General features: G+C 71.9%; 20 protein-coding genes and 4 pseudogenes. 8 read left to right on the forward strand and 16 right to left on the reverse strand.

What is annotated here, in order from left to right:
* Window positions 1-121 precede the first annotated feature (121 nt).
* The 5 genes from AC1QRC_RS03915 to AC1QRC_RS03935 all read left to right on the forward strand — a co-directional run bounded on the left by AC1QRC_RS03915 (window position 122) and on the right by AC1QRC_RS03935 (window position 5,510).
* A complete protein-coding gene (locus AC1QRC_RS03915; protein ID WP_484205515.1) occupies window positions 122-1,531 on the forward strand; it encodes a sensor histidine kinase in 1,410 nt (469 codons plus the stop codon).
* Window positions 1,528-2,283, forward strand: a complete 756-nt coding sequence (locus AC1QRC_RS03920; protein ID WP_484205516.1) for a response regulator — start codon at window positions 1,528-1,530, stop codon at window positions 2,281-2,283. The genes AC1QRC_RS03915 and AC1QRC_RS03920 overlap by 4 nt, the downstream gene beginning before the upstream one ends.
* Window positions 2,284-2,425: 142 nt before the next feature.
* Window positions 2,426-3,307 carry an ABC transporter ATP-binding protein gene (locus tag AC1QRC_RS03925; protein ID WP_484205517.1) on the forward strand — a complete coding sequence of 294 codons (882 nt, stop codon included), beginning with the start codon at window positions 2,426-2,428 and terminating at the stop codon, window positions 3,305-3,307.
* Complete coding sequence (locus AC1QRC_RS03930; RefSeq protein WP_484205518.1) at window positions 3,304-4,548, forward strand: ABC transporter permease; 1,245 nt, start codon at window positions 3,304-3,306, stop codon at window positions 4,546-4,548. Before AC1QRC_RS03925 ends, AC1QRC_RS03930 begins: the two co-directional genes overlap by 4 nt.
* 125 nt (window positions 4,549-4,673) lie before the next feature.
* On the forward strand, window positions 4,674-5,510 hold the full coding sequence (locus AC1QRC_RS03935; protein WP_484205519.1) for an HAD family hydrolase: 837 nt from the start codon (window positions 4,674-4,676) through the stop codon (window positions 5,508-5,510).
* Window positions 5,511-5,544: 34 nt separating this feature from the next.
* Here AC1QRC_RS03935 and AC1QRC_RS03940 read toward each other — a convergent pair whose 3' ends face one another.
* The 7 genes and pseudogenes from AC1QRC_RS03940 to AC1QRC_RS03970 all read right to left on the reverse strand — a co-directional run bounded on the left by AC1QRC_RS03940 (window position 5,545) and on the right by AC1QRC_RS03970 (window position 12,702).
* Window positions 5,545-6,717 carry an ABC transporter substrate-binding protein gene (locus AC1QRC_RS03940; RefSeq protein WP_484205520.1) on the reverse strand — a complete coding sequence of 391 codons (1,173 nt, stop codon included), beginning with the start codon at window positions 6,715-6,717 and terminating at the stop codon, window positions 5,545-5,547.
* A gap of 57 nt (window positions 6,718-6,774) precedes the next feature.
* Window positions 6,775-8,085, reverse strand: coding sequence for an ABC transporter permease subunit (locus AC1QRC_RS03945; protein ID WP_484205521.1), 1,311 nt, complete (start codon window positions 8,083-8,085; stop codon window positions 6,775-6,777).
* Window positions 8,086-8,246: 161 nt separating this feature from the next.
* The gene (locus AC1QRC_RS03950) at window positions 8,247-8,447 is read right to left on the reverse strand and encodes a hypothetical protein (protein WP_484205522.1); all 201 of its coding nucleotides are present in this window, start codon (window positions 8,445-8,447) and stop codon (window positions 8,247-8,249) included.
* On the reverse strand, window positions 8,444-8,740 hold the full coding sequence (locus AC1QRC_RS03955; RefSeq protein WP_484205523.1) for a hypothetical protein: 297 nt from the start codon (window positions 8,738-8,740) through the stop codon (window positions 8,444-8,446). Before AC1QRC_RS03955 ends, AC1QRC_RS03950 begins: the two co-directional genes overlap by 4 nt.
* Before the next feature lie 886 nt (window positions 8,741-9,626).
* Complete coding sequence (locus AC1QRC_RS03960; protein ID WP_484205524.1) at window positions 9,627-10,031, reverse strand: LLM class flavin-dependent oxidoreductase; 405 nt, start codon at window positions 10,029-10,031, stop codon at window positions 9,627-9,629.
* 373 nt (window positions 10,032-10,404) lie between these two features.
* Window positions 10,405-11,836 (reverse strand): annotated as a pseudogene (gene hydA / locus AC1QRC_RS03965) (dihydropyrimidinase); the annotation flags it as partial.
* Between the two features lie 3 nt (window positions 11,837-11,839).
* Window positions 11,840-12,702 (reverse strand): annotated as a pseudogene (locus AC1QRC_RS03970) (nitrilase-related carbon-nitrogen hydrolase).
* 164 nt (window positions 12,703-12,866) lie between these two features.
* Here AC1QRC_RS03970 and AC1QRC_RS03975 point away from each other — a divergent pair.
* From AC1QRC_RS03975 to AC1QRC_RS03985, 3 genes and pseudogenes are all read left to right on the forward strand, one after another.
* Window positions 12,867-13,565: a hypothetical protein gene (locus tag AC1QRC_RS03975; RefSeq protein WP_484205525.1), complete on the forward strand. Its 699-nt coding sequence runs from the start codon at window positions 12,867-12,869 to the stop codon at window positions 13,563-13,565.
* A gap of 23 nt (window positions 13,566-13,588) precedes the next feature.
* Window positions 13,589-14,383 (forward strand): annotated as a pseudogene (locus AC1QRC_RS03980) (TrmH family RNA methyltransferase); the annotation flags it as partial.
* Between the two features lie 72 nt (window positions 14,384-14,455).
* A pseudogene (locus tag AC1QRC_RS03985) lies at window positions 14,456-15,070 on the forward strand (VOC family protein); the annotation flags it as partial.
* Between the two features lie 18 nt (window positions 15,071-15,088).
* Here AC1QRC_RS03985 and AC1QRC_RS03990 read toward each other — a convergent pair.
* Genes AC1QRC_RS03990 through cydB form a run of 9 tightly spaced genes read right to left on the reverse strand, consistent with a single transcriptional unit; the run spans window position 15,089 to window position 25,603 of the window.
* Complete coding sequence (locus AC1QRC_RS03990) at window positions 15,089-17,413, reverse strand: heavy metal translocating P-type ATPase (RefSeq protein WP_484205526.1); 2,325 nt, start codon at window positions 17,411-17,413, stop codon at window positions 15,089-15,091.
* Between the two features lie 44 nt (window positions 17,414-17,457).
* Window positions 17,458-17,685: a heavy-metal-associated domain-containing protein gene (locus tag AC1QRC_RS03995; RefSeq protein WP_484205527.1), complete on the reverse strand. Its 228-nt coding sequence runs from the start codon at window positions 17,683-17,685 to the stop codon at window positions 17,458-17,460.
* 31 nt (window positions 17,686-17,716) lie between these two features.
* Window positions 17,717-17,998, reverse strand: a complete 282-nt coding sequence (locus tag AC1QRC_RS04000) for a metal-sensitive transcriptional regulator (protein ID WP_484206571.1) — start codon at window positions 17,996-17,998, stop codon at window positions 17,717-17,719.
* Between the two features lie 40 nt (window positions 17,999-18,038).
* Entirely contained in the window at window positions 18,039-18,626 is a 588-nt protein-coding gene (locus AC1QRC_RS04005) for a guanyl-specific ribonuclease (RefSeq protein ID WP_484205528.1), read from the reverse strand.
* Entirely contained in the window at window positions 18,623-19,231 is a 609-nt protein-coding gene (locus tag AC1QRC_RS04010) for a barstar family protein (protein WP_484205529.1), read from the reverse strand. Before AC1QRC_RS04010 ends, AC1QRC_RS04005 begins: the two co-directional genes overlap by 4 nt.
* On the reverse strand, window positions 19,228-20,655 hold the full coding sequence (purB, locus tag AC1QRC_RS04015) for an adenylosuccinate lyase (protein WP_484205530.1): 1,428 nt from the start codon (window positions 20,653-20,655) through the stop codon (window positions 19,228-19,230). Before purB ends, AC1QRC_RS04010 begins: the two co-directional genes overlap by 4 nt.
* Before the next feature lie 49 nt (window positions 20,656-20,704).
* Window positions 20,705-21,037, reverse strand: coding sequence for a hypothetical protein (locus AC1QRC_RS04020; protein WP_484205531.1), 333 nt, complete (start codon window positions 21,035-21,037; stop codon window positions 20,705-20,707).
* A 31-nt stretch (window positions 21,038-21,068) separates the two neighbouring features.
* A complete protein-coding gene (gene cydD / locus AC1QRC_RS04025) occupies window positions 21,069-24,536 on the reverse strand; it encodes a thiol reductant ABC exporter subunit CydD (protein WP_484205532.1) in 3,468 nt (1,155 codons plus the stop codon).
* Window positions 24,536-25,603, reverse strand: a complete 1,068-nt coding sequence (gene cydB, locus AC1QRC_RS04030) for a cytochrome d ubiquinol oxidase subunit II (protein ID WP_484205533.1) — start codon at window positions 25,601-25,603, stop codon at window positions 24,536-24,538. Before cydB ends, cydD begins: the two co-directional genes overlap by 1 nt.
* Window positions 25,604-25,613 lie beyond the last annotated feature (10 nt).

Raw genomic sequence — 25,613 nt, forward strand, 5'->3', positions numbered from 1 at the left:
TGGCGGCGCCACACCACGACCGAGAGCGTCACCTGGCGGTCACCGGGAGTAGCCCGGCAGACGGAGCGGGCTCCGCCGGGCGACGGATCCGCGCAGCCCGCGTGCGGCATACCCTGGCGGGATGGAAGCCCCAGCCCGTTTCTTCGGCGCGGACCTGCAGTGGACCCGGCCGGGACCGACCGCGGCCGAGCGACGCACCGACCTGAAGCTGGCGTTCTGCTGGTTCCTGGCCGCGGCCCTCGGCGTGGAGTTCCTCCGCGGCGTGGACGCCCTGTCGAACGAGCCCTGGCAGATCGTCTGGCAGTACGTCGGCACCCTGTCCGGCACGATCCTGCTCGCCTGGCGGCGCAGCCACCCCATCGTGGTCGCGGCGTTGTCGGCGGTGCACATGCTGGTGCTGGGGGTGCTGATGCCTCCGGTCATGTCGACCCTGCCGATGCAGGTGGTGTACTTCTTCGCGCTGTTCAGCGGGGTCTCCTGGGCGCGGGACCGGCGGGCCCTGTCGTATGTCGTGGGGGCCGTGATCGTGGTGATGTTCCTGTGGCTGACCTGGGCCTTCGCGCTGAGCTCGGGGGCCGCGCGGATGTCGGTAAACCTGGGGCTGGGCGAGGGCGCCGAGCAGACCGGACTGCTCTCCCCGACCACGTCGATGATCCTCTACATCGTCCTCAACAACGTCTTCTTCTTCGGCGGGGCGATCCTGCTCGGCCAGATGAACTGGCGCGGGGCATGGCGCACCGCGAAGGTCGTCGAGCAGGCCGAGACGATCCAGCGGCAATCCGCCCGGCTGCGCGACCAGGCGGTGGTGGCCGAGCGGCTGCGGATCGCCCGGGAACTGCACGACGTGGTGGCCCACCACGTGTCGGTGATGGGGGTGCAGGCGGCCGCCGCCCGACGGGTGCTGACTCGGGACCCCGACGCCGCGGCGACGGCGCTGACCGCGGTGGAGACCTCCTCCCGCCAGGCCGTCGGGCAGATGCGCGACCTGCTGGGGACGCTGCGCAGCGGGGAGGAGGCCGCCGACGGCCCCGGCGACGAGGACGGCCCGGGGGAGGGCGGGCGGATCGACCGGGCGCCGCAGCCCACCCTGGCCGCACTGCCGGACCTCATCGCCGAGGCAGGCACCCCGATGCTGGACGTCCGGTTCCGCCTGGTCCAGACACCGGAGGGTGCGGCGGAGCGGGTCTCGCCTCCCGTGCAACTGTCCTGCTACCGGGTCGTCCAGGAGTCCCTGGCCAACGTCAGACGGCACTCCACCGCGACCCGCGCCTCCGTCGTGGTCCGGGTCGAGGGGGACTGGGTCGAGGTCGAGGTCGTCGACAACGGCTCCCCCCGTCACGGCACCTCGGGGACCGGTCTGGGACAGTTGGGCATGCGCGAACGGGCCCAACACCTGGGGGGAATGGCCGAGATGGGGACACGCAGCGTGGGCGGCTACCGGGTCCGGGTGCGGTTCCCCGCCTCCGGTATGCCGTCAGAAGGGGCCGACGGGGACATGTCCGGGGCGCCGCTGGTGGGGTCGGGGCGATGAGCGCCCCCATCCGGGTGCTGCTGGTCGACGACCAGCCGTTGCTGCTCTCCGGCTTCGCGATGATCCTGTCGACCGAGGAGGGGATCGAGGTGGTCGGGCAGGTCGGCAACGGCCGGGAGGCGGTCGACGCCGTCGGTGAGCTGCGCCCCGACGTGGTGCTGATGGACGTCCAGATGCCGGTCCTGGACGGGATCGAGGCGACGCGGCTCATCGTGCCGGACAGCGAGGCCAAGGTCGTGATCCTGACCACCTTCGACCGGGACGACTACCTGTTCGATGCCCTCCGCGCAGGTGCCAGCGGGTTCCTGCTGAAGAACGCCGACCCGGAGGACCTCGTGGGGGCGATCCGCACCGTGGCCGGTGGCCACGGGTTGCTCGCCCCGGAGGTGACCCAGCGGGTCATCGCCCGGATGACAGACGACGCCGCTGGTGGCGGGGACCGAGGCCCCACGGCCGACGGGGGTGCCGGCGGCGCCGAGGGCCCTGCGGCGGGGGAGGGCGCACCGCGGCCGGCGGCGTCCGGCAACCCTGAGCTGTTGGCCAAGGCCGAGTTGCTCACAGAGCGGGAACGGGAGGTGCTGGGCATGCTCGCCCGCGGGCTGAGCAACGGGGAGATCGCGGCGGACCTCTTCCTGGGCGAGGCCACGGTGAAGACGCACGTGTCCAACATCCTGTCCAAGCTGCACCTGCGCGACCGGGTGCAGGCCGTCGTGTTCGCCTACGAGGCCGGCCTGGCTCAGCCTTCCGACTGAGTCACGCCGTCGGCCCGCGGCCAGGCAGGCCCCGCGAATCCGCCTCCAGGCTGATCCGCCCGGGTGTACCCGCTCCCTAGGGTGGTGAGCAGTCGGGACGTAGCGGCGTCCCGGGCCAGGACCAACGAGAGCGAGGGACGCGATGTTGCAGGTTGAGGGGCTCGCCCGCAGATTCGGGGAGGTGCTCGCGGTCGACGGGGTCGGCTTCGAGGTCCCCGAGGGGCGCATGGTCGGGTTCGTCGGCGCGAACGGTGCCGGCAAGACCACCACGATGCGGATGATCATGGGGGTGCTGGAGCCCACCGCCGGCCAGGTCAGGTGGGACGGGACCCCGGTCAACCGGGCCCTGCGCACCCGCTTCGGCTACATGCCGGAGGAGCGGGGTCTCTACCCCAAGCAGCCGGTGCTCGACCAGCTCACCTACCTGGGGCAACTGCACGGGATGACCGCGGATGCGGCCCGCAGCCGGGCCGGTGACCTGCTCGAGCGGTTCGGCCTGGGAGAGCGCACCAAGGCGAAGGTCGAGTCGCTGTCGCTGGGCAACCAGCAGCGTGCCCAGATCATCGCCTCGGTGCTGGGGGACCCGCTGGCCCTGATCCTGGACGAGCCCTTCTCCGGGCTCGACCCCGCGGCCGTGGACCAGATGTCCGAGCTGCTGCGCGAGCACACCGCGACGGGTGTGCCGGTGCTGTTCAGCAGCCACCAGCTCGATCTGGTGGACCGGCTGTGTGACTCGATCGTGGTGCTGCACCAGGGCCGGGTTGTGGCCAAGGGCGACGGTGACGAGCTGCGCGCCGGGGCACCCCTGCGCTACCGGCTCACGGTGGCCGACGACGCCGGGTGGGTCCGGGACGTGCGGGGGATCCAGGTGCTGGACCTGGACGGACCGACCGCCCTGGTCGAGCCGGATGACGAGGAGAGCGCGCAGCACCTGTTGCGCACCGCGGTGAGCCGCGGCGGGGTCCAGGACTTCGCCCGCGTGGTCCCGACCCTGAGCGAGATCTACCGGGAGGTGGCAGCATGAGCACCCAGCAGACGACGACGGAGCGCACGCAGCAGCAGGGTCGGGAGCACGAGCCGGCCAGGGGCGGGACCACGAGCCAGCCCTGGGTCCTGGTGATGTTGCGGGAGATCCAGGTCCGGATCACCGACAAGAACTTCCTGGTGTCGACCGGTCTGACCCTCCTGCTGATCATCGGTGTCTTCGTGGCGACCGCCTTCCTCGGCGGCGGCAGCTCCTCCTACACCGTCGCGGTGACCGACGACGAGGGCGCCGCGATCGTGGCGCAGGCCGAGGAGAGCCTGCGCGCGGTGGACGACGGGGCGAGCATGACCACCCTGGAGGTTGCCGACGAGGCCGCGGGCGAGACCGCGGTCACCGACGGCGACGCCGACGCCCTCCTCACGCAGACCGACAACGGCTGGGACCTGGCGGGCGACGGCGAGCCCGGCAACGAGCTGACCAACGTGCTGACCGAGGTGGTGCGCGCCAACGCCATGCAGACCAACGCCGAGGCGGCCGGCACGACCGTGGAGCAACTCACTGCCGGCAGCGTGCTCACCACCTCCGACCTGTCCGGCTCGGACGGCGAGAGCCAGCTGATGCTGTACTTCGCGGGCATCTTCTTCGCGATGCTCTTCTACATGGCCTCGGTCATGTTCGGCATGGCGATCGCCACCAGCGTCGTCGAGGAGAAGCAGTCCCGGATCGTGGAGATCCTGTCGGCGATGATCCCGGTGCGTCAGCTGATGATCGGCAAGGTGCTGGGCAACACGCTGCTCGCCCTGGGCCAGATGATCCTGATCACGGGCATCGGCCTGATCGGGCTGACCTTCACCGACTTCGACCAATTGCTGCCGCAGATGTCCACGGCGATCCTCTGGTACGTCCCGTTCTTCCTGATCGGCTTCCTCGCCCTGGCCTGCATCTGGGCGGCGGCCGGTGCGATGGCCTCCCGCAACGAGGACCTGCAGTCCACGACGATGCCGCTCACGATGGCGCTCATCATCATCTTCGTGGTCGGCATCAACCTCAGCGGCACGGCCGAGGCGATCGCCTCCTTCGTCCCGGTGGCCTCCACGATCCTGATGCCGATGCGGATCCTGGCCGGGGAGACTGTGTGGTGGGAGCCGGCCCTCGCCCTCCTGCTGACCCTGGCCTTCGCGGCGCTGACCATCGCCGCCGGCGCGCGCCTCTACCGGCGCTCGCTGCTGCAGACCCAGGGCCGACTGTCCTGGAAGGCGGCCTGGACGACCGGCGACTGACCGGCGGACGGCCGGTATCCGTCCGGTGGCCGGGAGCGGTCGGTGGTGTGAACAGCACAGCACCGACCGCTCCCGCCGCATGTCAGGGGGAGTGCGCCACCTACGCTGGGGACGTGGACTTCACCATGACCGTTCCCCCCGGACAACTGCTGGTCGGCCTCGACATCGACGGCACGATCCTGCACCACGACGGCACCATGACCGACCGGGTCGCGCGGGCGATCGACACCCTGGATCAGGCGGGGGCCACCCTGGTGATCGCAACCGGCCGGTCGGTCGTCGCCACCATCCCGTTGCTGGAACAGTTGGGTCTGCTCCGCAGCGGAGGGTATGCCGTGTGCTCCAACGGGGCGATCACGCTCGCCCTGGACCCGGGGTTGCCCGGGGGCTACGAGATCCTCGAGGCGGTGACGTTCGATCCCCGTCCCGCCGTCGAGGTGCTGCAGCGGGCCGTCCCGGACGCGATCATCGCCGTGGAGGACGTGGGGGTCGGCTTCAAGGTCAGCGCACCGTTCCCCGAGGGCGAACTGCAGGGCGCCGAGCGGGTGGTCAGCCACGAGGAGCTGCTCGCCGAGCCCGTCACCCGCGTGACCTTCCGCGACCCCAACGGCAGCTCGGAGGAGTTCGCCGAGCTCGTGGCCCGCATCGGGCTGCACGGCGTCAACTACGCGGTGGGCTATACCGCCTGGCTGGACCTGGCTCCGGAGGGAGTCTCCAAGGGCTACGCCCTGGAGCAGGTGCGCCGCCGGTTGCACATCGAGCCGCCGGGCTGCGTCGCGGTGGGGGACCAGCGCAATGACCTGGAGATGTTGACCTGGGCGGCTCTCGGCGTGGCCATGGGGCAGGCCCCGCCCGAGGTGATCGCGGTCGCCGACCAGGTGACCGCCACGGTCGAGGAGGACGGGCTGGCCCTGGTGCTGGAGGCCCTCGCCGCTGCGGGTCAGGCGCCGGAGGGCACCTGACCCGCAACGGTGGTGGGGCCGTGGGGAGCGCCGGTCAGTTGCCACCCTCGTTGAGGGTGACCTCGATCGGCTCGTAGCCGTCGCCGACCAGGTCCAGGTCCTCGCCCTCGAGGCTGTCCAGCGCGGCCTGGATGTAGTCGTTGGTGTAGGACCCTTCGTCCGGCTCGGCGGTGAGGACCGTGGCGCCGTCCAGGTTGGCGGCGCTCATCGAGATCTCCACGGTCTGGGCCCAGTCGGCCTCGTCGGTGATGCCGATGCCGTTCTCGGACGGCCAGATCAGCTTGTTCACCTCGTTGACCATCCACAGCTGGTGGCTGGCCCCCAGCTGGGAGCCGCTGGACACCACGATCTCGGCGGCCTCCTCCGGGTTGTCGCGGGTGTAGACCCAGCCCTTGATGACGGCCCGCAGGAAGGCCTCCGTCGTCTCCTGGTAGTCCTCGTCGCCCTCCAGCCGCTCGCTGTTGGCCCACAGCGAGTCCTGCAGCATGGCCGTGCCCTCGTCGTTCCAGTCGATGACCGCGAAGTCCTCGGGGGTGTAGAGCTCGCCGGTGTCGGGGTTCACCGTCTCCAGCAGCTGGGCGTACTCGTTGTAGGTCATCGCCTGCGCCGCGTCGATGTCACCGGCCAGCAGGCCGGACATGTCGAAGGCCTGCTGCACCAGGGTGACGTCGCTGGCCGGGTCCAGCCCGGCCTGGCTCATCCCGGCGAACAGCTCGAACTCGTTGCCGAAGCCCCAGTTGCCGACGTTCTTGCCGGCCAGGTCGGCCGACGTCGTCACGGGGCTGTCGGCCCAGGAGACCTGCAGGGTCCCGGACCGCTGGAAGATCTGGGCGATGCTGGTGATCCCGGCACCCTGCTCCCGGCTGGCCAGGGCCTTGGGCACCCAGGCGATGGCGTAGTCGGCCTGACCGTCGGCGACCACCGTCTGCGGGACGATGTCGGCGCCACCCTCACGGATGGTCACATCCAGGCCCTCCTCCTCGAAGTAGCCCTGGTCGAGCGCGACGTAGTAACCGGCGAACTGGCCCTGGGCGAACCACTGCAGCTGCAGCGTGACCGGGGTCAGGTCGCCGTCGCCGGAGCCGCCGCCCGCGGTGCCGTCACCGCCGTCGCCACCGCCACCGTCGTCGTCGCCGCTGCACGCGCCGAGCAACAGGGCGGTCAGGGCCGTCGCGGCCAGGGCCGCCGTCCTCCTCGTGCGGATCATGTCGTACCTACTTTCTTTCGGTGCCCGGTGGGACTGTTCCGTCGGGGCAGGGGTGGGTCAGGTGGGTCTGCGGGAGGCGAGGCGTTCCAACAGCAGGGTGACGCCGTAGAAGACCAGGCCCAGCGCGATCGAGGCGACCACGTAGGCCCAGGCCCGGGAGTAGCCGCTCTGTGCGGCGGCCCCGGCGATCCGGGAGCCGATGCCGTTCTGCAGGCCACCGAAGTACTCGGCGACCACGGCGGAGATGACGGCCAGCGACGAGGCGATGTTGAGCCCGGTGAAGACGAACGGGATGGCGCCCGGCAGGGTCACCGTCCGGGTCATCTGCCACGGGGTCGCCGCGTAGGCCCGCATCAGGTCGCGGTGCACCGGCTTGACCTGCCGCAACCCCCGGAGCGTGTTGAGGAAGACCGGCACGAACACCACGATCCCGACGATCACTCGGCGGGGGCTCTCGCTGGTGGCGCCGAACATGTTGGACAGCACCGGGGCGAGCGCCACGATCGGCACCACCGCGGCGGCGGCCACCAGCGGCGCCACCATCTGGTCCAGCCAGGACAGCCGTGCCGCCAGTGCGGCCGCGATCACGGCCAGCACCGACCCGACCAGCAGGCCCACCAGGGCGTTGGTGCCGGTGGCGAGCGTGGCGTCGACCAGCCCGTCCCAAATGGCGCGGATCTGCTCCAGGATCTGGGTCGGGGCCGGCAGCAGGTATGCGGGGAGAGACCCGGCGCGCACCAGCACCTCCCACCCGACGAGGGCGAGCACGCCGAGCAGGACGGGGGCCAGGACCCGCAGGGCGGCGCGGCTCACGGGGCGGCTCCGGCGACGGCGGTCATCGGGTGTCCACCCCGCGGGCCCTGCCGGCCTGGGCCGGCTCACCGTGCAGCGCGTCGCGGACCGCGGTGACCGCGTCGAAGAAGGACGTCGTCCTCCCGCAGCGTCCTCGTCGCGCTGCTCGCCGAGGCGGACGTCGACCACCCCGGTGATCCGGCCCGGCCGCGGCGACATCACCACGACGCGGTCGGACAGGAACACCGCCTCGGGGATGGAGTGGGTCACGAACACCACGGCGGCGCCGGTCTCGGCGGCGATCCGGACCAGCTCGCCCTGCATGCGCTCGCGGGTCATCTCGTCGAGGGCGCCGAACGGCTCGTCCATCAGCAGCAGTCGCGGGTTCTCCGCCAGGGACCGGGCGATGGCGACGCGTTGCTGCATCCCACCGGAGAGCTGGTCGGGGAAGTGGTCGGCGAAGTCGGTGAGGCCCACCATCTCCAACAGCTCTCCGACCCGCTGCTTGCGGGCACCGCCGGCGGTGCCGTGCAGCTCGCAGCGGCAGCTCGACGTTGCCCGCGACGCGTGCGCCACGGCAGCAGGCCGGCGCTGCTGGAACGCGATGCCGTAGTCCTGGTCGATGCCGGGCCTGCGTGCGCGGACTTGCCGAACACCTCGATGCTGCCCCCGCTGGGGGTGTCCAGGTCGGCGATGAGCCGCAACAGCGTGGACTTGCCGCACCCGGACGGGTCCGATCAGCGAGACGAACTCGCCGGGGGCGACCGTCGAGGTCGACGCTGGTGCAGCGCCTCGACCCGACCGCGGCGTCCGGTGAACACCTTGTCGACCCCGGTGGCCTGCACGGCGGGTCGGCCGGTCTCGTCCACGCCTGCCCCGCTGGACCCGGTGTCCCCGCTGTCCCCGGTGGACCCGGTGCGCCCGGTCTCCCTCGTCATACGGTCTCCTCGTTGCGTCGATAACGGGCCAGGAACAGCCCGAGGACGGCCACCAGCCCCGCGGCGCCCAGACCCATCAGGACGGCCCCCGCGATGGGGGACCAGGCCTTGGCGGGGTCGGCCGAGCCGGACTGGGCGTACTCGATGATGCAGGCGGCCGATGCCGCCCTTGTGGCCGGTGGACACCTCGGCGACCACGGCGCCGAGGATCGGCGGCGGCGGCGGCCAGGCGCAGCGCCGGCAGCAGGTAGGGCACGGCCGCCGGCAGCCGGAGCCGCAGCAGCGTCGTCCACCAGGACGCCGCGTAGGTGCGGAACGAGGTCGACGTGGTGCGGCCTCGGGGGACTTCAGGCCGCGCAGCGCCCCCACGGCCATCGGGAAGAACGCCAGGTAACTGGCGATCACCGCCACGCGACATCCAGGTTTCCCAGCGCACGGGGCCGAGCGTCGCAGCCGCCCGCCCCAGCTGACGCACCAGCGGGGCGAGCGCGATGAGCGGCACGGTCTGGCTCAGGATGAGCCAGGGCAGCACGGCCCACTCGGCGACCCGGAAACGCTGCATCAGCAGGGCCGAGCAGCGACGCCCACGACCGCGCCGACGCAGCCAGCCCGGCGCCCGGCGATGCCGAGGGTGACCAGCGCACGCCTTGAGCGACCGCCAGCCACACCGGGTCGGCCCCCTCGATGCTGGTGGCCGGTTCGCAGCGCCCGGCCCACCATGTCCCACAGGTGCGGCATCGCCGAGGTCGGTGGTGCGCGGCAGCACCGCCTGCCCCGCGACGACCACCCCCTCGGCGGGGCCGAGCGCCTTGTACAGCTCCCACAGCACGCCGAGGCCGAGCACGCCGGCGGCGCCGAAGACGATGGCCCGCCAGCGCGCGCCGCCTCCCCGACTCGCCCATCAGGCCTTGGCCACGACGTGCTCACGGAGGGCCGGGATCACGATCTCGCCGTACTGCGCGCAGCGTCTCCTCCTTGCTGTCGTGCATGCAGGTAGGCCGCGAACTGGTCGACGCCGAGATCCTTCAGCTGCGGTCGAGCTTCTCGATGTGGTCCTCGCGCGGTGCCGAGCACGCAGAAGCGGTCGACGATCTCGTCGGGCACGAAGTCGACGTGGTCGTTGTCGGCCTGTGCCGTGGGTGTTGTAGTCGTAGCCGGTGCGGCCGGCGATGTAGTCGGTCAGCGCCTGGGGGACCGCCGCCGCGAGCTGCCGTAGCGCCGCGACGATGTCGGCGATGTGGTTGCCGACCATGCCGCCGAACCACCGGCTCTGCTCGCGCATGGTGCGTCCAGGTCGTCGCCGACGTAGGCCGGCGCCGCGACGCAGATCTTCACCGACATCGGGTCGCGACCGGCGTTGTCGGCCGCGTCCCGCACCGCCTGGATCATCCACCGGGCGATGTCGATGTCGGCCAGCTGCAGGATGTAGCCGTCGGCCACCTGGCCGGTCAGCTCCAGCGCCTTCGGCCCGTAGGCGGCGACCCACACCTCCAGGCGAGGAGCCCGGTCGACCAGGGGAAGCTGCAGCGTGGCGCCGTGGTACTCGACCGACCGGGAGTTGGCCAGCTCGCGGATGACGTGCATCGCTCTCGCGCAGCGTCTTCAGCGTGGACGGCGCTGCCGTTGGTGACTCGCACCGCGGAGTCGCCGCGGCCGATGCCGCACACGGTGCGGTTGCCGTACATCTCGTTCAGCGTGGCGAAGACGCTGGCGCGTGACGGTCCAGTCGCGGGTGGCGGGGTTGGTGACGAACGGCCCGACGGTCACCTTGCGGGTGCTCCGCGAGGATCTGGCCGACTAGATGACGTAGGGCTCCTGCCACAGCAGGTGGCGAGTCGAACGTCCACACGTGGGCGAACCCGTGGTGCTCGGCCAGCTGGGCGAGCTGCACCACCCGGCTCGAGGGCGGGTTGGTCTGGAGAACAGCTCCGAAGTCCATGCGCCGCCTCCTCAGACGCAGGTACTGACTGAGAGCCGCGCTTGAGGTAGCGCCCGTGCCCGGCGGACCCGTGGTACTCGCCGCCGTCGACCACGACCCGCCCGCGGGAGAGCACGGTGTCGACGTGGCCGTCGATCTCGAAGCCCTCCCAGGCCGAGTAGTCCATGTTCATGTGGTGCGTCTTGTCGCAGCCCGATCGAGGTGTGGCCGTTCGGGTCGTAGACGACGATGTCGGCGTCGGCGCCCGGGGCGATGACGCCCTTGGTGCCGTAGAGGCCGAACATCCGGGCCGGGGTGGTGGAGGTCAGCTCCACCCAGCGCTCCAGGGTGATCTCGCCGGTGACCACGCCCTGGTACATGAGGTCCATCCGGTGCTCGACCGAGCCGATGCCGTTGGGGATGGCGCGGAAGTCGCCCGACGCCGAGCTCCTTCTGGTCCTTCATGCAGAACGGGCAGTGGTCGGTGGAGACCATCTGCAGGTCGTTGGTGCGCAGCCCCTGCCACATGGCGTGCTGGTGGCCCTCCTCGCGGGAGCGCAGCGGCGTGGAGCAGACCCACTTGGCCCCCTCGAAGCCGGGGGCCCCGAGCTGCTCCTCCAGCGACAGGTAGAGGTACTGCGGGCAGGTCTCGCCGAAGACGTTCTGCGCCGCGGTCGCGGGCCGCGGCGAGCTGGGCGACCGCCTGCTTCGCGGACACGTGCACGACGTACAGCGGGGCGTCGGTGACGTCGGCGAGCATGATCGCGCGGTGGGTCGCCTCCTCCTCCATCTGCCAGGCGCGGGCGATGCCGTGGTAGTACGGGCCGGTCTTGCCCTGGTTGTACGAGCTGCTCGGCGAGCACGTCGATCGCCGGGCCGTTCTCGGCGTGCATCATCGTGAGCAGCCCGAGGTCGGCGGCCTTCTGCATCGCCCTGAGGACCTGGGCGTCGTCGCGAGTAGAAGACGCCGGGGTAGGCCATGAACAGCTTGTAGCTGCGTGACGCCCTCGTCGACCAGGGTCTCCATCGCCTTGAGCGAGAACTCGTCGACGCCGCCGATGATCTGGTGGAACCCGTAGTCGACGGCGCAGTTGCCCGTCGGCCTTCTCGTGCCAGGCGGCCAGGCCGTCCTCGACCCGCTCGCCGTAGCGTCTGCACCGCGAAGTCGATGATCGTGGTGGTGCCGCCCCAGGCGGCGGCGCGGGTGCCGGTCTCGAAGGTGTCGGAGGCGTAGGTGCCGCCGAACGGCAGCTCCATGTGGGTGTGGGCGTCGATGCCGCCGGGGATGACGTACTTGCCGGTCGCGTCGATCGACGCGTGTCGACGCCGGCCGGCCAGGTCGTGCCCGAGCAGCGGTGGATCCCGGCGCGAGGACCGCGACGATCTGCTCGCCGTCGACGAGGACGTCGGCCTCGGTGCGTCCGGTGGAGGAGACGACGGTGCCGCCCGTGATCAGTATGTCGTGGCTCATGGGTCAGCTCCTCACGGCTGCGGTGATCTGGGCGTAGGAGTCGGGGCGGCGGTCCCGGTAGAACTGCCAGTCGTCGCGCATCTGCTGGACCATGTCCATGATCGAGGTCGCGGACCAGGACCTCCTCCTGCTCGCCCGGAGCCGAGCGTCGCCGACGAAGTTGCCGCGCGGGTCGATGACCTGGCTGGTGCCGTAGAAGTTCGACGGCCTCCTCGCCGTACTCGTTGTCCTCCAGGCCGACCCGGTTGGGCTGCAGCACGAAGTAGCCGTTGGCGACCGCGGCGGCAGGACCCTCGACCTCCCACAGCCGGTTGGACAGCCCCGGCTTGGTGGCGTTGGGGTTGAACACCATGTGGGCGCCGTTCAGGCCGAGCTCGCGCCAGCCCTCGGGGAAGTGCCGGTCGTAGCAGATGTAGGTGCCGATCGGGCCGACCGCGGTCTCGAACACCGGGTAGCCCAGGTTGCCGGGGCGGAAGTAGAACTTCTCCCAGAACTTCTCCACGTGCGGGATGTGGTGCTTGCGGTACTTGCCGAGGACCGTGCCGTCGGCGTCGACCACGACGGCGGTGTTGTAGTAGACCCCGGTCTGGTCCTCCTCGTAGATCGGCAGGACCGATGACCAGGCCGAGCTCCTTGGCGAGCGCGGCGAAGCGCTGCACGATCGGCCCGTCGGCCGGCTCGGCGTAGCGGTAGTACTTCTTGTCCTGCGTGATCCCGAAGTAGGGGCCGTAGAACAGCTCCTGGAAGCAGATGACCTGCGCTCCCTCTGCGGCCGCGTCCCGGGCGAACTGCTCGTGCTTGTCGAGCATCGAGTCCTTGTCGCCGGTCCAGGTGGTCTGGGTTATTGCTGCCCTCACGGTGGCCATGTCTCTCCAGTTCGTCGGCGCTGACGGGAAGTGTCGCTCTCCCGTGTTTCCGCGGTATGTCGGCCAGATGACGGTCGACATCCCGAGGAGACCCCCACGCTAGCCGAGCAAGGCCCCGACGTTAAGGGTTTCGGTCGCTCGACCTGCGGCATACCCTTCCGGACATGTGGCGACGGGTCAGACGGGTGCTGCTCGTGACGCTGCTGCTGGCCCTGGCGGTGGTCGTGGTCCTCGTGTCCCTCAAGGCCATCCGGCTGGCCGGACTGGCCGACCGGACCGCCGACGCGGCGACCACGGCCCTGCGGGAGAGCCGGGACGGCGCAGCGCAGGACCATGCCGACCTGGTCCGGGCGGCCACCCGTGACCTCGGCAGTGCGCCGACGCACAGCGCCGCCGGCTACCGGTGCAGCATCATCTCCCGCGACCGCGGCCTGTTCGTCGACCACTACGCCCAGAAGTGTCACTGGAGCTTCGTCGAGTACTTCGCGGCGCCGGACCCACAGGCCCTGGCCGGTCGGCACGCACTGTCCGGGAGCCGGCCACAGGACTGCCCGCTGCTCTTCCTGCCCGCCTTTGAGGACGACTACACCGTGACGGCGCCGCTGGTCCCCGCGGACCGTGACGAAGCGCGGTGCGGTGAGCTCCCCTCGGTGGAGACACTGCGGCCGTGGGTGAGGTGGGGCGAGCCCACCGAGCTGGTGCTGGAGCGGGACGTCGAGGTGGTGCAGGGCGTGCCGGGCTCCGGCGAGGACTGGGTGATCCTCACCTCATACAGCGACTTCCTGGAGGAGGACCTGGGGTGCGGGTTCGGGATCGTCTTCTGCAACCGCCCGCTGGGTGAGGTGGCGATGCCGCGCCGGTAGCCATCTGGGATGCTGTCCCGGACATGGACGACCTGCTGATCACCTCGCCGGGGAACCCGCGGTTGAAGGCCCTGACAGGGCTGCGCCGCCGACGGGTCAGGGAGGCGGAGGGGCGCACCCTCCTGGAGGGCTACGAGGAGCTCTCCCTCGCGCTCGGTGCCGGGCTGACCCCGATCACGGTGTACTACTGCCCCGAGCTGATGGCCGACCCGGCGCAGCAGGACCTGGTCCGCCGGGCCGCTGACGGGGGCGCCGAGCCGGTGCGCCTCGGGCGTGCGGCCTTCGAGAAGGTCGCCTACCGGGAGGGTCCCGACGGGTTCCTGGCGGTGGTCCCGACCGTGACCCGGACCAGCGCTGACCTGGCATTGACGGGCTCCCCGCTGGTGCTGGTCTGCGAGGGGGTGGAGAAGCCGGGCAACCTGGGGGCCATGCTGCGCACGGCGGACGCCGCGGGGGTCGATGCGGTGATCGCAGCGGACCCGGTCACCGACTGGGGCAACCCCAACGTGGTGCGGGCCAGCAAGGGCACCGTGTTCAGCGTCCCCGTGGTCAGCGACACCACCCAGGCAACGCTCGCGCGGTTGGCGAGTGACGGCATACCGCTGGTCGCGGCCACCCCGGACACCGACGTCGAGCACACCGACGTCGACTTCACCGGGCCGGTGGCGATCGCGGTCGGGGCGGAGAAGTACGGCCTGACCCCCGAGCTGCTGGAGGCTGCCACGCACCGGGTGCGGATCCCGATGGTGGGGCGGGCCAACTCCCTCAACGTGGCCACCTCGGCCGCCATCCTGCTCTACGAGGCCGTGCGGCAGCGGGGCAGGCGTACCCTGATTGAAGGTCCCGGTGTGGGCTGTGTCACGATGATTGGCATGCGCATCGACCACGTCTGTTACGCCGCAGAGCCGGACGGGATGAAGGCCACAGCCAGTCGGCTGGCGCAGCGGTTGGGGGTCACCGCACGCGACGGCGGGTTGCACCCCCGGTTCGGGACGCGCAACATGATCCTCCCCCTGGCGGACACCCGCTACCTGGAGGTGGTCGAGGTGCTGGACCACCCGGCGGCCGACAAGGCGCCGTTCGGCCAGGCCGTGCGGGCCCGCTCCGAGAAGGGGGGTGGCTGGATGGCCTGGGTGGTGGCGGTCAGCGACCTGGCCCGGTTTGAGGACAAGTTGGGGCGCAAGGCGGTGGAGGGGCACCGGCACACCCCGGAGGGGGTGGAGTTGACCTGGCGACAGGTGGGCATCAAGGGCCTGCTCGCCGACCCGCAGTTGCCCTTCTTCGTGCACTGGGACAGCCTGGAGCACCACCCCTCGACCCTGGACGAGAGCGCGGTCCGGCTGAGGGCACTGCACATCAACGGCGACCCGTCCCGGATCCGGGACTGGCTGGGGCTGGACCGCCCCGGCGAGTTCGAGCGCGAGATCGACTTCGAGTTCCAGCAGGGTCAGCCCGCGCTGGACTCGGTGACCTTCGACACCGGCGGGGAACAGGTCACTCTCTGACGCCCCCGCCGGTCCCGGTCAGGAGCGGCCGTAGGCCCTCAGCCGCAGGCTGTTGAGCACCACGATCACGCTGGAGAGCGCCATCGCGGCACCGGCGATCATCGGGCTGAGCAGGCCGAATGCCGCGAGCGGGATGGCGGCCGTGTTGTAGCTGAAGGCCCACACGAGGTTCTGCTTGATGATCCGCAGCGTCTCCCGGGACAGGCCGATGGCGGTGCCGACGCTGCGCACGTCGGAGCGCACCAGCACGATGTCCGCCGACTCCATCGCGGCGTCCGTGCCCGCACCCATCGCCATCCCCAGGTCGGCCTGGGCCAGGGCCGCGGCATCGTTGATCCCGTCGCCGACCATCGCCACGACCTTGCCCTCGGCCTGCAACCGCGCGATCTCGGCGTGCTTGTCCTCCGGCAGCACGTTCGCGCGGACCCGGGACGGGTCGATCCCGACCTCCTCGGCGACGACGCGGGCGGTGTGCTCGTTGTCGCCGGTGAGCAGGTATGCCGTGAGGCCGAGGTCGGCGAGCTCGCGCACCGCCTGCGCGCTGCTGGGTCGGGCGCTGTCGGCGACCGTGAGGGCGGCGTGCGCCCGGCCCTCCCAGCCGACGAGCACGGTGGTGCCCTCGGCCGTGGCCAGGGCCTCGGTGAGCTCGGCGGGCACGGTGGAGAACAGCTCGGGCTTGCCGACGGTCACCGGCATCCCCTTGATCGAGGCCCGGGCGCCGCGGCCCGGGAGGTTCTCGAACCCGTGGATCCGGGGGAGCTCCACCCCGCGCTCGGCGGCCGCGTCGACGATCGCGCGGGCGATCGGGTGCTCGCTGCCGGCCTCGACGGCGGCAGCGGCCTTGAGCGCGGCGATCTCGGGTAACTGGCCCGCGGTGGTCACGGTCTGCAGCTGCGGCTCGCCCGCCGTGAGGGTGCCCGTCTTGTCGAGCACCACGGTGTCGACCCGGCGGGTGCTCTCCAGGATTTGCGGGCCCTTGATGAGCACGCCCAGCTGGGCACCCCGGCCGGTGCCGGTGAGCAGCGCGGTCGGCGTGGCCAGCCCGAGGGCGCAGGGGCAGGCGATGATGAGCACGGCGACGGTGGGCATCAGGGACTCGCTGACCGAGTGCCCCGTCACCAGCCACACGAGGAAGGTGAGCGTGGCGAACGCCAGGACCGAGGGGACGAACACGGCGGACACCCGGTCGGCGAGCCGCTGGACCGGCGCCTTGCCGGTCTGCGCCTCCTCGACGAGGCGGGTGATCCGCGCCAGCACGGTCTCCGACCCGACCCGCGTGGCCTCTACGACCAGTCGACCCTGGCCGTTGACGGTGGCGCCGACCACGTCGTCGCCGACGCCGACCTCCACCGGCATCGACTCGCCGGTCACCATCGAGGCGTCGACGGCGCTGTGCCCGTCGACGACGGCCCCGTCCGTCGCGATCTTCTCCCCGGGACGCACCACGAACCGGTCGCCGGGCCGCAGCGCGTCGACCGGCACCCGCTCCTCGGTCCAGGCGCCGCTGACGGGGTCGGTGTGCAGCACCGCGACGTCCTTGGCGCCCAGGCTCAGCAGGGTGGTCAGGGCGGACTTGCCCCGCGCCTTGGACCGCGCCTCGATGTAGCGCCCGATCAGCAGGAACGAGGTGACCACGGCGGCGGTCTCGAAGTACAGGTCGTGGGTGAACCCGGTGAGGACCGCCACGACCGACCAGCCGTAGGCCGCGCTGATCCCGATCGAGACCAGGGTGTCCATGGTCGAGGCCAAGTGCCGGGCGTTGATGGCCGCCGCCCGGTGGAACGGCCAGGCCGCCCACAGGTAGACCGGGGTCGTCAACACCAGCTGCAGCCAGTGCCCCCAGGTGCCGAGCGCCATGCTGATCGGGTGCACCATGGCCAGGACCACGACAATCGCGGCCAGGACCGTGGCCACCAGGGCCCGCAGCCGCAGCGACCGCTCGCCGATGAGGTCGTGGTCGTGGTCATGCCCGCCGGCGCCCTCGTGCTCGTGGTCATGCCCGGCGTCCGCGGGCCCGTGCGCAGTGCCCTCGTGCCCGGCGTCGTCGTGAGCCGTCCCGTGCCCCTCCGCCCGGCGCGGCGTCGAGGGCCGCACCGGCTCGGCGCCGTACCCGGCCGCCCGCACGGCGGTGACCAGCTCGTCCACGGTCACCGGATCGGCATACCGGATCCGCGCCTTCTCGGTGGCGAGGTTGACGCTCGCCTCCACACCCTCGAGCTTGTTGAGCTTGCGCTCGATCCGGGCGGAGCAGGAGGCGCAGGTCATCCCGGTGATGGCCAGGTCGACGGCAGACTCCGGCGTCGCCGCGGAGGATTCGGACGTGGTCGGGGAGGAGGTGGACATGGTGCCCTCGTCTCGTGGGTGTGCGTCGGTCAGAAGGATGTCGGTCAGAAGGACGCGGTGTAACCGGCCTCGGCGACGGCCGCCTTGGCCGCCTCGACGTCCAGGGGGCCCTCGCTGTCGATGAACACCGGGGAGTCGCCGCCGGCGTTCAGCTCGACGCGGACGTCGCGGACCGCGGGGATCTCCTGCAGCTCCTCGGTGACCGAGGAGACACAGTGTCCGCAGGTCATCCCGGTGACGGTCAGTTTCGTGGTCTGGATCTGGGTGCTCATGAGAGGTCCTCTCGGGTCGTGTGGGGGTGGGTCAGCTGCGGACGAGCCGGGCGATGGCCGCCGAGGCTTCCTGCACCTTGGCGTCCGCGGCCTCGTCGGACTCGCGGGCGGCATCGACCACGCAGTGGCCGATGTGGTCCTCGAGCAGGCCGAGACTGACCGCCTGCAACGCCTTCGTGGCGGCGCTGACCTGCGTCAGCACGTCGATGCAGTAGGTGTCGTTCTCGACCATCTTGGAGATGCCGCGAATCTGTCCCTCGATCCGCGCCAGTCGCTTGAGATAGTCGTCCTTGGTCCCGGTGTAGCCATTCACAGCCATGCCAACAGCATACCCCCTTGGGGTATTCCCGGACTCAGGGTGCGAACGCGCAGAAACTCTCGTAGTGGTCCTCGGTGTAGTACCAGGCGGCCGGATCGGTCGCCTGGTCCCCGCCCGTGACGATGCGGCGGGCGCCGCGGTCGCTGCTGCCGGGCGTCTCGACGGTGTACTCGCGGTAGTAGCCCCGGGCCTCGTCCGGCAACAGCCCCTCCCGGTTCTGGAAGGTGGTGTCGTCGTTGCGGGGATAGTCGAACGGCCCGCCCGCTGCGATGTCGTCGATGACGTCGGCGGCCTCCGGGGGGAGGGGGTCGGTGCACGCCGGAATGCCGTCGGGCAGCTCGTCCGGAGCGGGTGACCCGGCATCCTCGGGCGCTCCGGAGCCATCAGGTGTCCCCGCATCGTCCGTCGTCCCGGCGGTGTCCGGGGTCGCGGATCCGCCGGCTGGGCCCGACGTGGCGGTGGGCCGATCCGGCGCGGCGCCACCTGCGGTGTCCGCGTCCTGCGTGTCGGAGGAGTCGAACCCGAACCACCAGGCCAGCAGCGCGACCAGCCCGAGGGCGATCGTGGCCAGGAGCGATCGTTGGCCGCCACGCCTGCGGCCGTCGCCGGGGCCGCCGCTCACCACGGATCGTCTCCGGCTGGCGGTGCCCCGGTGTGGTCCTGCTCCGCGGCGTCTGCGGCGTCGGTGACGTGGGTGACGTGGGTGACGTGGGTGACGTCCGCGACGTTCGGGAGGGTGGGCACCCCGTGCCGCTCGACGAAGGCCACCGTCTCGAAGGAGCGGTCCCCGGGGGAGTCATGCCAGAGGTCCTCGGTGGCCGAGCGGAGGATGTCGGTCAGCACCAGGTAGCCGGGCAGGTCGGACTCGACGAGCGCGTCGGCGCCGTGCCAGAGCAGCGCGACCCGGTCGGACTCGGGCCACCGGACGGCGAGGTCTCGCAGACTGTCGACCAGCGCGTCGAGGTTGCGACCGGCGGTCTCCGGCAGGCGCAACGCCGTGGCGAGGGCAGCCTGGACCTCCCGCAACGACGTCGCCGGCCGGTCCGAGTCCAGGGTGTCGGCCGCACGACCACCCCAGGTCGGGGCGCTGATCTCGGCCAGGGCGAACCCGGCGCCAACGAGCGCCCCGCGCACCCGGTCGGTGTCGTGGGGACTGGCCAGCAGCACACCGTGCCCGTTCAGGCCGGGGACCACCTGGGTGAGCCGCACCCGGGAACCCGCGCTCACGTCTCCTCCTCCGGCGCGACGCCGTCCAGGTGCTCGACGAGCTCGGGCGCGAGTCCGACGTAGGTCTGCGGGGTCATCGCCGCCAGCCGCTCCTCGACGTCGGCGGGCAGCCCGAGGCCGCGCACGAACTCGCGGAGGTCCTCCCCGGTGATCCGCCGCCCCCGGGTCAGCTCCTTGAGTCGCTCGTAGGGGTTGTCCATCCCCGGCAGGCCGGCCGCGGCGAGGGCCCGCATCGCGGACTGGACCGGCTCGGCGAGCACCTCCCAGTTGGCCTCGAGGTCGGCGGCCATCGCCTCCGGCACCGCGTCGAGGCCGGCCAGCCCACGGCATACGTTGTCGATGGCGAGCACCGAGTGGCCCAGCGCCGTCCCGATGTTGCGCTGCATCGAGGAGTCGGTGAGGTCGCGCTGCAACCGGCTGGTGACCAGCGTGGAGGCGAGCACGTCGAGCAGGGCGTTGGCGACCTCGAGGTTGGCCTCGGCGTTCTCGAAGCGGATCGGGTTGACCTTGTGCGGCATCGTCGAGGAGCCGACCGTGCCCTGTCCCCGCACTTGGGCGAAGTAGCCCAGCGAGATGTAGGTCCAGATGTCGGTGCACAGGTTGTGCAGCACCCGGTTGAACCGCGCCAGGTCGGCATAGAGCTCGGCCTGCCAGTCGTGGCTCTCGATCTGGGTGGTCAGCGGGTTCCAGGTCAGCCCGAGGCTGGTGACGAACTCGCGGCTGATCGCCTGCCAGTCGGCGTCCGGCACGGCCGCCAGGTGGGCGCCGTAGGTGCCGGTGGCGCCGTTCAGCTTGCCGAGGTACTCCGCGTCCTCGATCCGTCGCAGCTGGCGGCGGAGCCGGTGTGCGAGCACGGCCAGCTCCTTGCCCATCGTGGTGGGGGTGGCCGGCTGCCCGTGGGTGTGCGCCAGCAGCGGTATGTCGTGCAGCTGGCGGGCCATCTCGCCCACCTGGTCGACCAGGCCGGTCGCGCGGGGGAGCCAGACCTGCTGGACGGCGTCCCGGACCATCAACGCGTAGGACAGGTTGTTGATGTCCTCGGACGTGCAGGCGAAGTGCACTAGTTCGGACAGGTCGCTGCGCCCGTCCAGGGTGTCGGTGAGGCGGCGCTTGAGGAAGTACTCGATCGCCTTGACGTCGTGCACCGTCTCGGCCTCGATCGCGGCGAGCTCGGTGATGGCCTCGGCGCCGAAGGCGTCCACCAGGTCCCGCAGCTGCTGTTGCTCGCCCGCCTCCAGGCTGCCCGCCCCGGGCACGACCCCGTGGGTCGTGAGGTGGATCAACCACTCGATCTCCACGTGCAACCGCTGCCGGTTCAGCGCGGCCTCGGAGAGGTGGTCCACCAGGGGCGCGACAGCCCCGCGGTAGCGACCGTCCAGCGCCCCCAGGGCGATCGGGGGCGTGATGTCAGCGAGGGATCCCATGCCGGGATTGTCCCATCCGGCGGCCGTGCTCCGTCGCAGCCGTGAGCGGCTAGGTCCGGTCGCGCGGGTCGATCTCGTCGGCCTGCTGGTAGGTCTCGGTCACCTCGTCCCGCACCTGCCGGGCCTCACCGGTGGCCTGCCGGGCCTCCTCCTCGAGCCGGTCCGCCTCGGCCCGGGCCTCCTCAGCGCGCTGCTGTGCCTCGCGGGCCAGCGCCTCGCGGTCGGCCGCCGTCGACTCCCCCGCCGCCGCCTGTGCCCGCAACTGGTCGGCCTCGGCGCTGGCGCGCTCCCGTGCCGCACGCTGGGATCGCTGGGCGAGCAGCACGCCAGCGATCGCCACCAGCACCACGGCCGCCAGCAGCCACCACATCCAGGGTTCCATCCCGCACTCCCGTCGTTGTCCTGCCGCCACGCTAGCGCGACGCCGGCGCGACGACCCGGCGGAGCGGCACGGGGGAGCCGTTCTGTGAGGTGCCGTCGGGCGACCCGCCCCGGGAGATCTCGTGGACCTGCCAGGACCGGTCCTGGTCGAGCAGGTGGACGGACTCGTGGGAGACCATGATGACCGCGCTCTGCGCAGCGTGGTCGCACAGGTCGGCGAGCACGGCTCGGGCCGTGCGTCCGTCCAGGTGCGCCGTCGGCTCGTCGAGCAGCAGCACGCGGCGCTCGGACAGGATCGCCCGGGCAATCGCCAAGCGGGTGCGCTCCCCGCCGCTGAGCCCGGCCAGCGTCGCGTCGAGCCCGCCCCGGTGAGCGGCCAGCCAGTCGCCCAGACCCGCCGCGGACAGGGCCCGGCACACCTCCCCGTCCGTCGCGTTCGGTCGGGCGAGCACCAAGTTGGCGCGCACCGTCCCGGCGAACACGTGCGGTTCGTCGTCGACCAGGGCGACGGCCGCGCGGCTCTCGGCCAGCGCCAGGTCGGTCACGTTGGCGCCGTCCTGCGTGTAGTGACCAGCGACCGGGTCCAGGTGCCGTGCGAGCACGGCCAGCGCGGTGGACTTGCCGGCACCGTTGGGACCGGTGAGCAGCACCCGGGAGCCGGGGCCGGCCACGAGGTCGAGCGGGGCCAGATCCAGCGGCTCCGGGTCGCGGGTGTCTGGGTCGACGTGGTCCGGGTCGCCAGGAGCCGGGTCGGACCAGCGTGCGGCGACACCGGCGAGCTCGACGACCGAGGGTCGGGACGACGGACCGTGCGACCGGCGTGCCGCCCCGGATGCCGGGTCGACGACGGCGGGCTCCTGGTCCAGCACGGCGGCGAGGCGCTGGCCCGCCGCTTCGCACCTCGCCCTGGCGCCGAACATCTCGGGCAGGGCCGTCCACGTGTCCGCCAGCGCCAGCGGGGTCAGCGCGACGAGGGCCGCGAACGGTGCGCTCACGGCCCCGGTCAGGTAGCCCGCCCCCGCCTGCCACGCCACGCCGGTCACCGTCAGGCCGAGGACGACCCAGGCCAGCCCGGTGGTGGTGGCCCGCGCGCGGCTGCTGCTGCGGACCGCGGCGGACTGGTGGTCGGTCGCGTGCCTGAGGCGGTCCAGCGCGGTTTGGGGCACGGTCAGCAGCGCCTGGTATGCCGACAGCTGGCTGGCCACCGCCGTCGCCTCCGCGTGGACGGCGCCGCGGGCCGACACGACCTCGCGGTGCGGCCCGGCCTCCAGTCGCTGGCCCAGCCTCCCGACGGCGAAGGCGGCCACCGTGCCCAGTGCGAGCACCGGCGCCGCGGGGGGGAGCACCACGAGCAGGATGACGACGGCGACCAGCGACGCGATCGCAGCACCCAGCAGCGGCACGGTGGCCCGCACGGTCCGGTCGACGGCGTCGTCCAGGTCGCGGACCACGGCGGTCAGCACATCGGCCCGGGACCGGCGTCCCAGCCGGGCCGGGGTCAACGGGATGAGCCTGGTGTAGGCCCGGGTGCGCCGTTCGGCCAGGTCGGCCAGGGCGATGTCGTGCGAGGCGACTCGCTCGGCATACCGGAGCAGGGGACGACCCATGCCGAACGCGCGCACCCCCACGATCGCGACCAGCAGGGTCAGGATCACCGGCTGGAACGACGCCTGCACGATCAACCAGCCCGACGCCGCCGTCAGTGCCACCCCGCACGCGGTCGACATCCCACCCAGCAGTCCCGCCCACAGCACCCTCCCCCTCCCCCTTCCCGACCGGACGGGTGGTCTGGCGGTCTCTACCCCTGTCCGGACGGGTGGTCTGGCGGTCTCCACCCCTGTCCGGACGGGTGGTCTGGCGGTCTCCACCCCTGTCCGGACGGGTGGTCTAGCGGCTTCGTGACGTGTCGTGGCCGGCGGCCGCAGCGACCAGCGGTCGTGCGCCATCCCGGCGAGGGCCGTGTCATGGGTGGCCACGATGACCCGGCGGTGCTCGGCGAGCTCCAGGATCACCTCGTGCAGGCGCGGCTTGTCGGCCGCGGCGACGTGAGCGGTCGGCTCGTCCAGGAGCAGCACCGGGGTGTCGGTGAGTCGTGCGCGAGCGAGGGCCAGGCGGGCGCGCTGCCCCGCCGAGAGCCCGAATCCATCGTCGCCGAGCAGGGTGTCCAGTCCGTCGCGGGCAGCGACGGCGTGCCACAACCCGACCGCCCTCAGTGCCAGCACCGCCTCGCCGTCCGTGGTCCCGGGGGAGGCGAGGCGCAGGTTGTCCCGCACCGTGCCGGGCACCAGGAGCGAGCGTTGCCGGGCGTAGTGGACGGCCCCCGGGACCTGCACGATGCCCGCCACGGGGACGCGCAGGCCCGCGACCACGTCCAGCAGGGTGCTCTTGCCGACGCCGGACGGTCCGGAGAGGACGGTGAGCCCGCGGCCGGGCGGCGTTTGCAGCGTGAGTCCGTCCAGCACCCCACCGCGCCCGGGGTAGGCGAAGGACAGGCCCTCGACGCTGACCCGGCCCCGCTCGCCCCCCGGTCGGTCACGGTCGACCACCCTGGCGCCAGGTCCGGCCGGGTCCGCAAGGTCCTCGCCCATTGCCTCGAGCGCCGCGGCCCCGTCGGCGGCGCTGTGGAACTCCGCGCCCACCCGCCGCACCGGCCAGTAGGCCTCGGGGGCGAGGAGGATCGCGGCCAACGCGACCTGCAGGTCCACCCATCCGACGGCCAGACGCAGGCCGACCCCGACGGCGACCATCGCCACCGAGATGGTGGCCAGCAACTCCAGGGCGGCCGTGCTCAGGAAGGCGGTGCGCAGCGTCCGCACCGTCGCCCGGCGGTGTCGCTCACCCACCGCGGCCACGACCTCCGCCTGGCGCTCGGCCCGACCGTAGGTGACCAGCGTCGGCAGGCCCCGGACCACGTCGAGGAAGTGCCCCGACAGGGTGGTCAGGGCCGCCCACCGACGCTCCGTCTCATCCTGGGTGTGCTTGCCGATCAGGGCGGCGAAGAGCGGCATCAGCGGCAGGGTGAGCACCACGATCAGCGCGCTCCAGACGTCCACCACCGCCAGGGTGACCACGGCCAGCACCGGCACGACGGCCGCGGTGACGAGCGCGGGGAGATACCTGCCGACATACGGCTCCACCGAGGCCGCGCCCTCGGTGGCGCGGGTCACCGCCACCTCCGGGGCGGGCCGCTGCTCCTCGGGTCGGGACAACCAGCGCCGCAGCAGGTGCTCGCGGATCCCGGCCGAGACCCGCTGGCCGGCCGTCGCCGTGACCCGCTCGGACAGTGCCGCGAGGGCGCCCCGGAGGAGCAGGACGCCGAGGAGGGCCAACGTCGGACGGTGCAGCGGGTGACCGGTGGCCACGGCGGTGACCAGCCAGGCCACCAGCAGCGCCTGCGCGACGGCGAGCACCCCGCCAGCCGTGCCGAGCACCCCCAGGGCAAGCACGGGCCGCCGGGCGGCGGGCACCGCACGGAGCAGCGCCGGGTCGACGGGCCGCATCAGCGCCCGGGCTCCGCCGGCATCTCGACCGCCGTGCCACCGGGGGCCGTCGAGGCGGTCGGGATGTGGTGCCCGCTGACCCGCTTGCGGAACACCCAGTAGGTCCAGCCCTGATAGAGCACCACGATCGGGGTGAACGCGACCGCCACCCAGGTCATCACGGTGAGCGTGTAGCCGGTGCTCGCGGCATTCTCCACGGTGAGCGACCAGGCCGGGTTGGTGCTGCTCGGCATCACGTCGGGGAACAGGGCGACGAACAGCGAGACGACGGCCAGCGCGATCGTGCCGAAGGTCCCGGCGAAGGCCCAGCCCTCGCGGCCGGCGCGGGCCAGGCCCAGGGCAGCCAGGAAGGTGGCCGCGGCCAGCCCGGCGAGCGCCCACGACGCGGTGGTGCCGGTGCCGACGTGGATGATCCCTAGCCACAGCACCGCCAGCACGGCCGCACCCAGCCCGATGCGGACGGAGAGGGCGCGGGCCTCGTGCCGGATCGGACCGTCGGTCTTCAGCGCCAGGAACATGGCCCCGTGGGTGGCAAAGAGGGTGAGCGTCACCAGCCCACCGAGCAGGGCGACCGGGTTGAGCAGGGTGAGCACGCTGCCGGTGAACTCCATGTCGGCGTCGATCGGCACGCCGCGCACGATGTTGGTGAACGCCACGCCCCACAGGAACGCGGGCACCACCGAGCCGAACACGATCGCCGCGTCCCACCGGCGCCGCCACACCGGGTCGTCGACCTTGCCGCGGTAGTCGATGCCGGTGGCGCGCAGGATGAGCGCCACGAGGATGATCAGCAGGGGCAGGTAGAACCCGGAGAAGAGCGTGGCGTACCAGTGGGGGAACGCCGCGAACGTGGCGCCTCCCGCGGTGAGCAGCCACACCTCGTTGCCGTCCCACACGGGCCCGATCGTGGAGAGCATGACCCGCTTGCGGGTGTTGCCGTCGAGCTGCTCGTCGCCCCGCCCGAGGACCGGGAACAGGCTGCCGACGCCGAAGTCGAAGCCTTCCAGAACGAAGTAGCCGGTCCACAGGACCGCGATCAGGATGAACCAGACGGTGGTCAGTTCCATGGGGTGACTC

Source organism: Ornithinicoccus sp., from assembly GCF_057176825.1.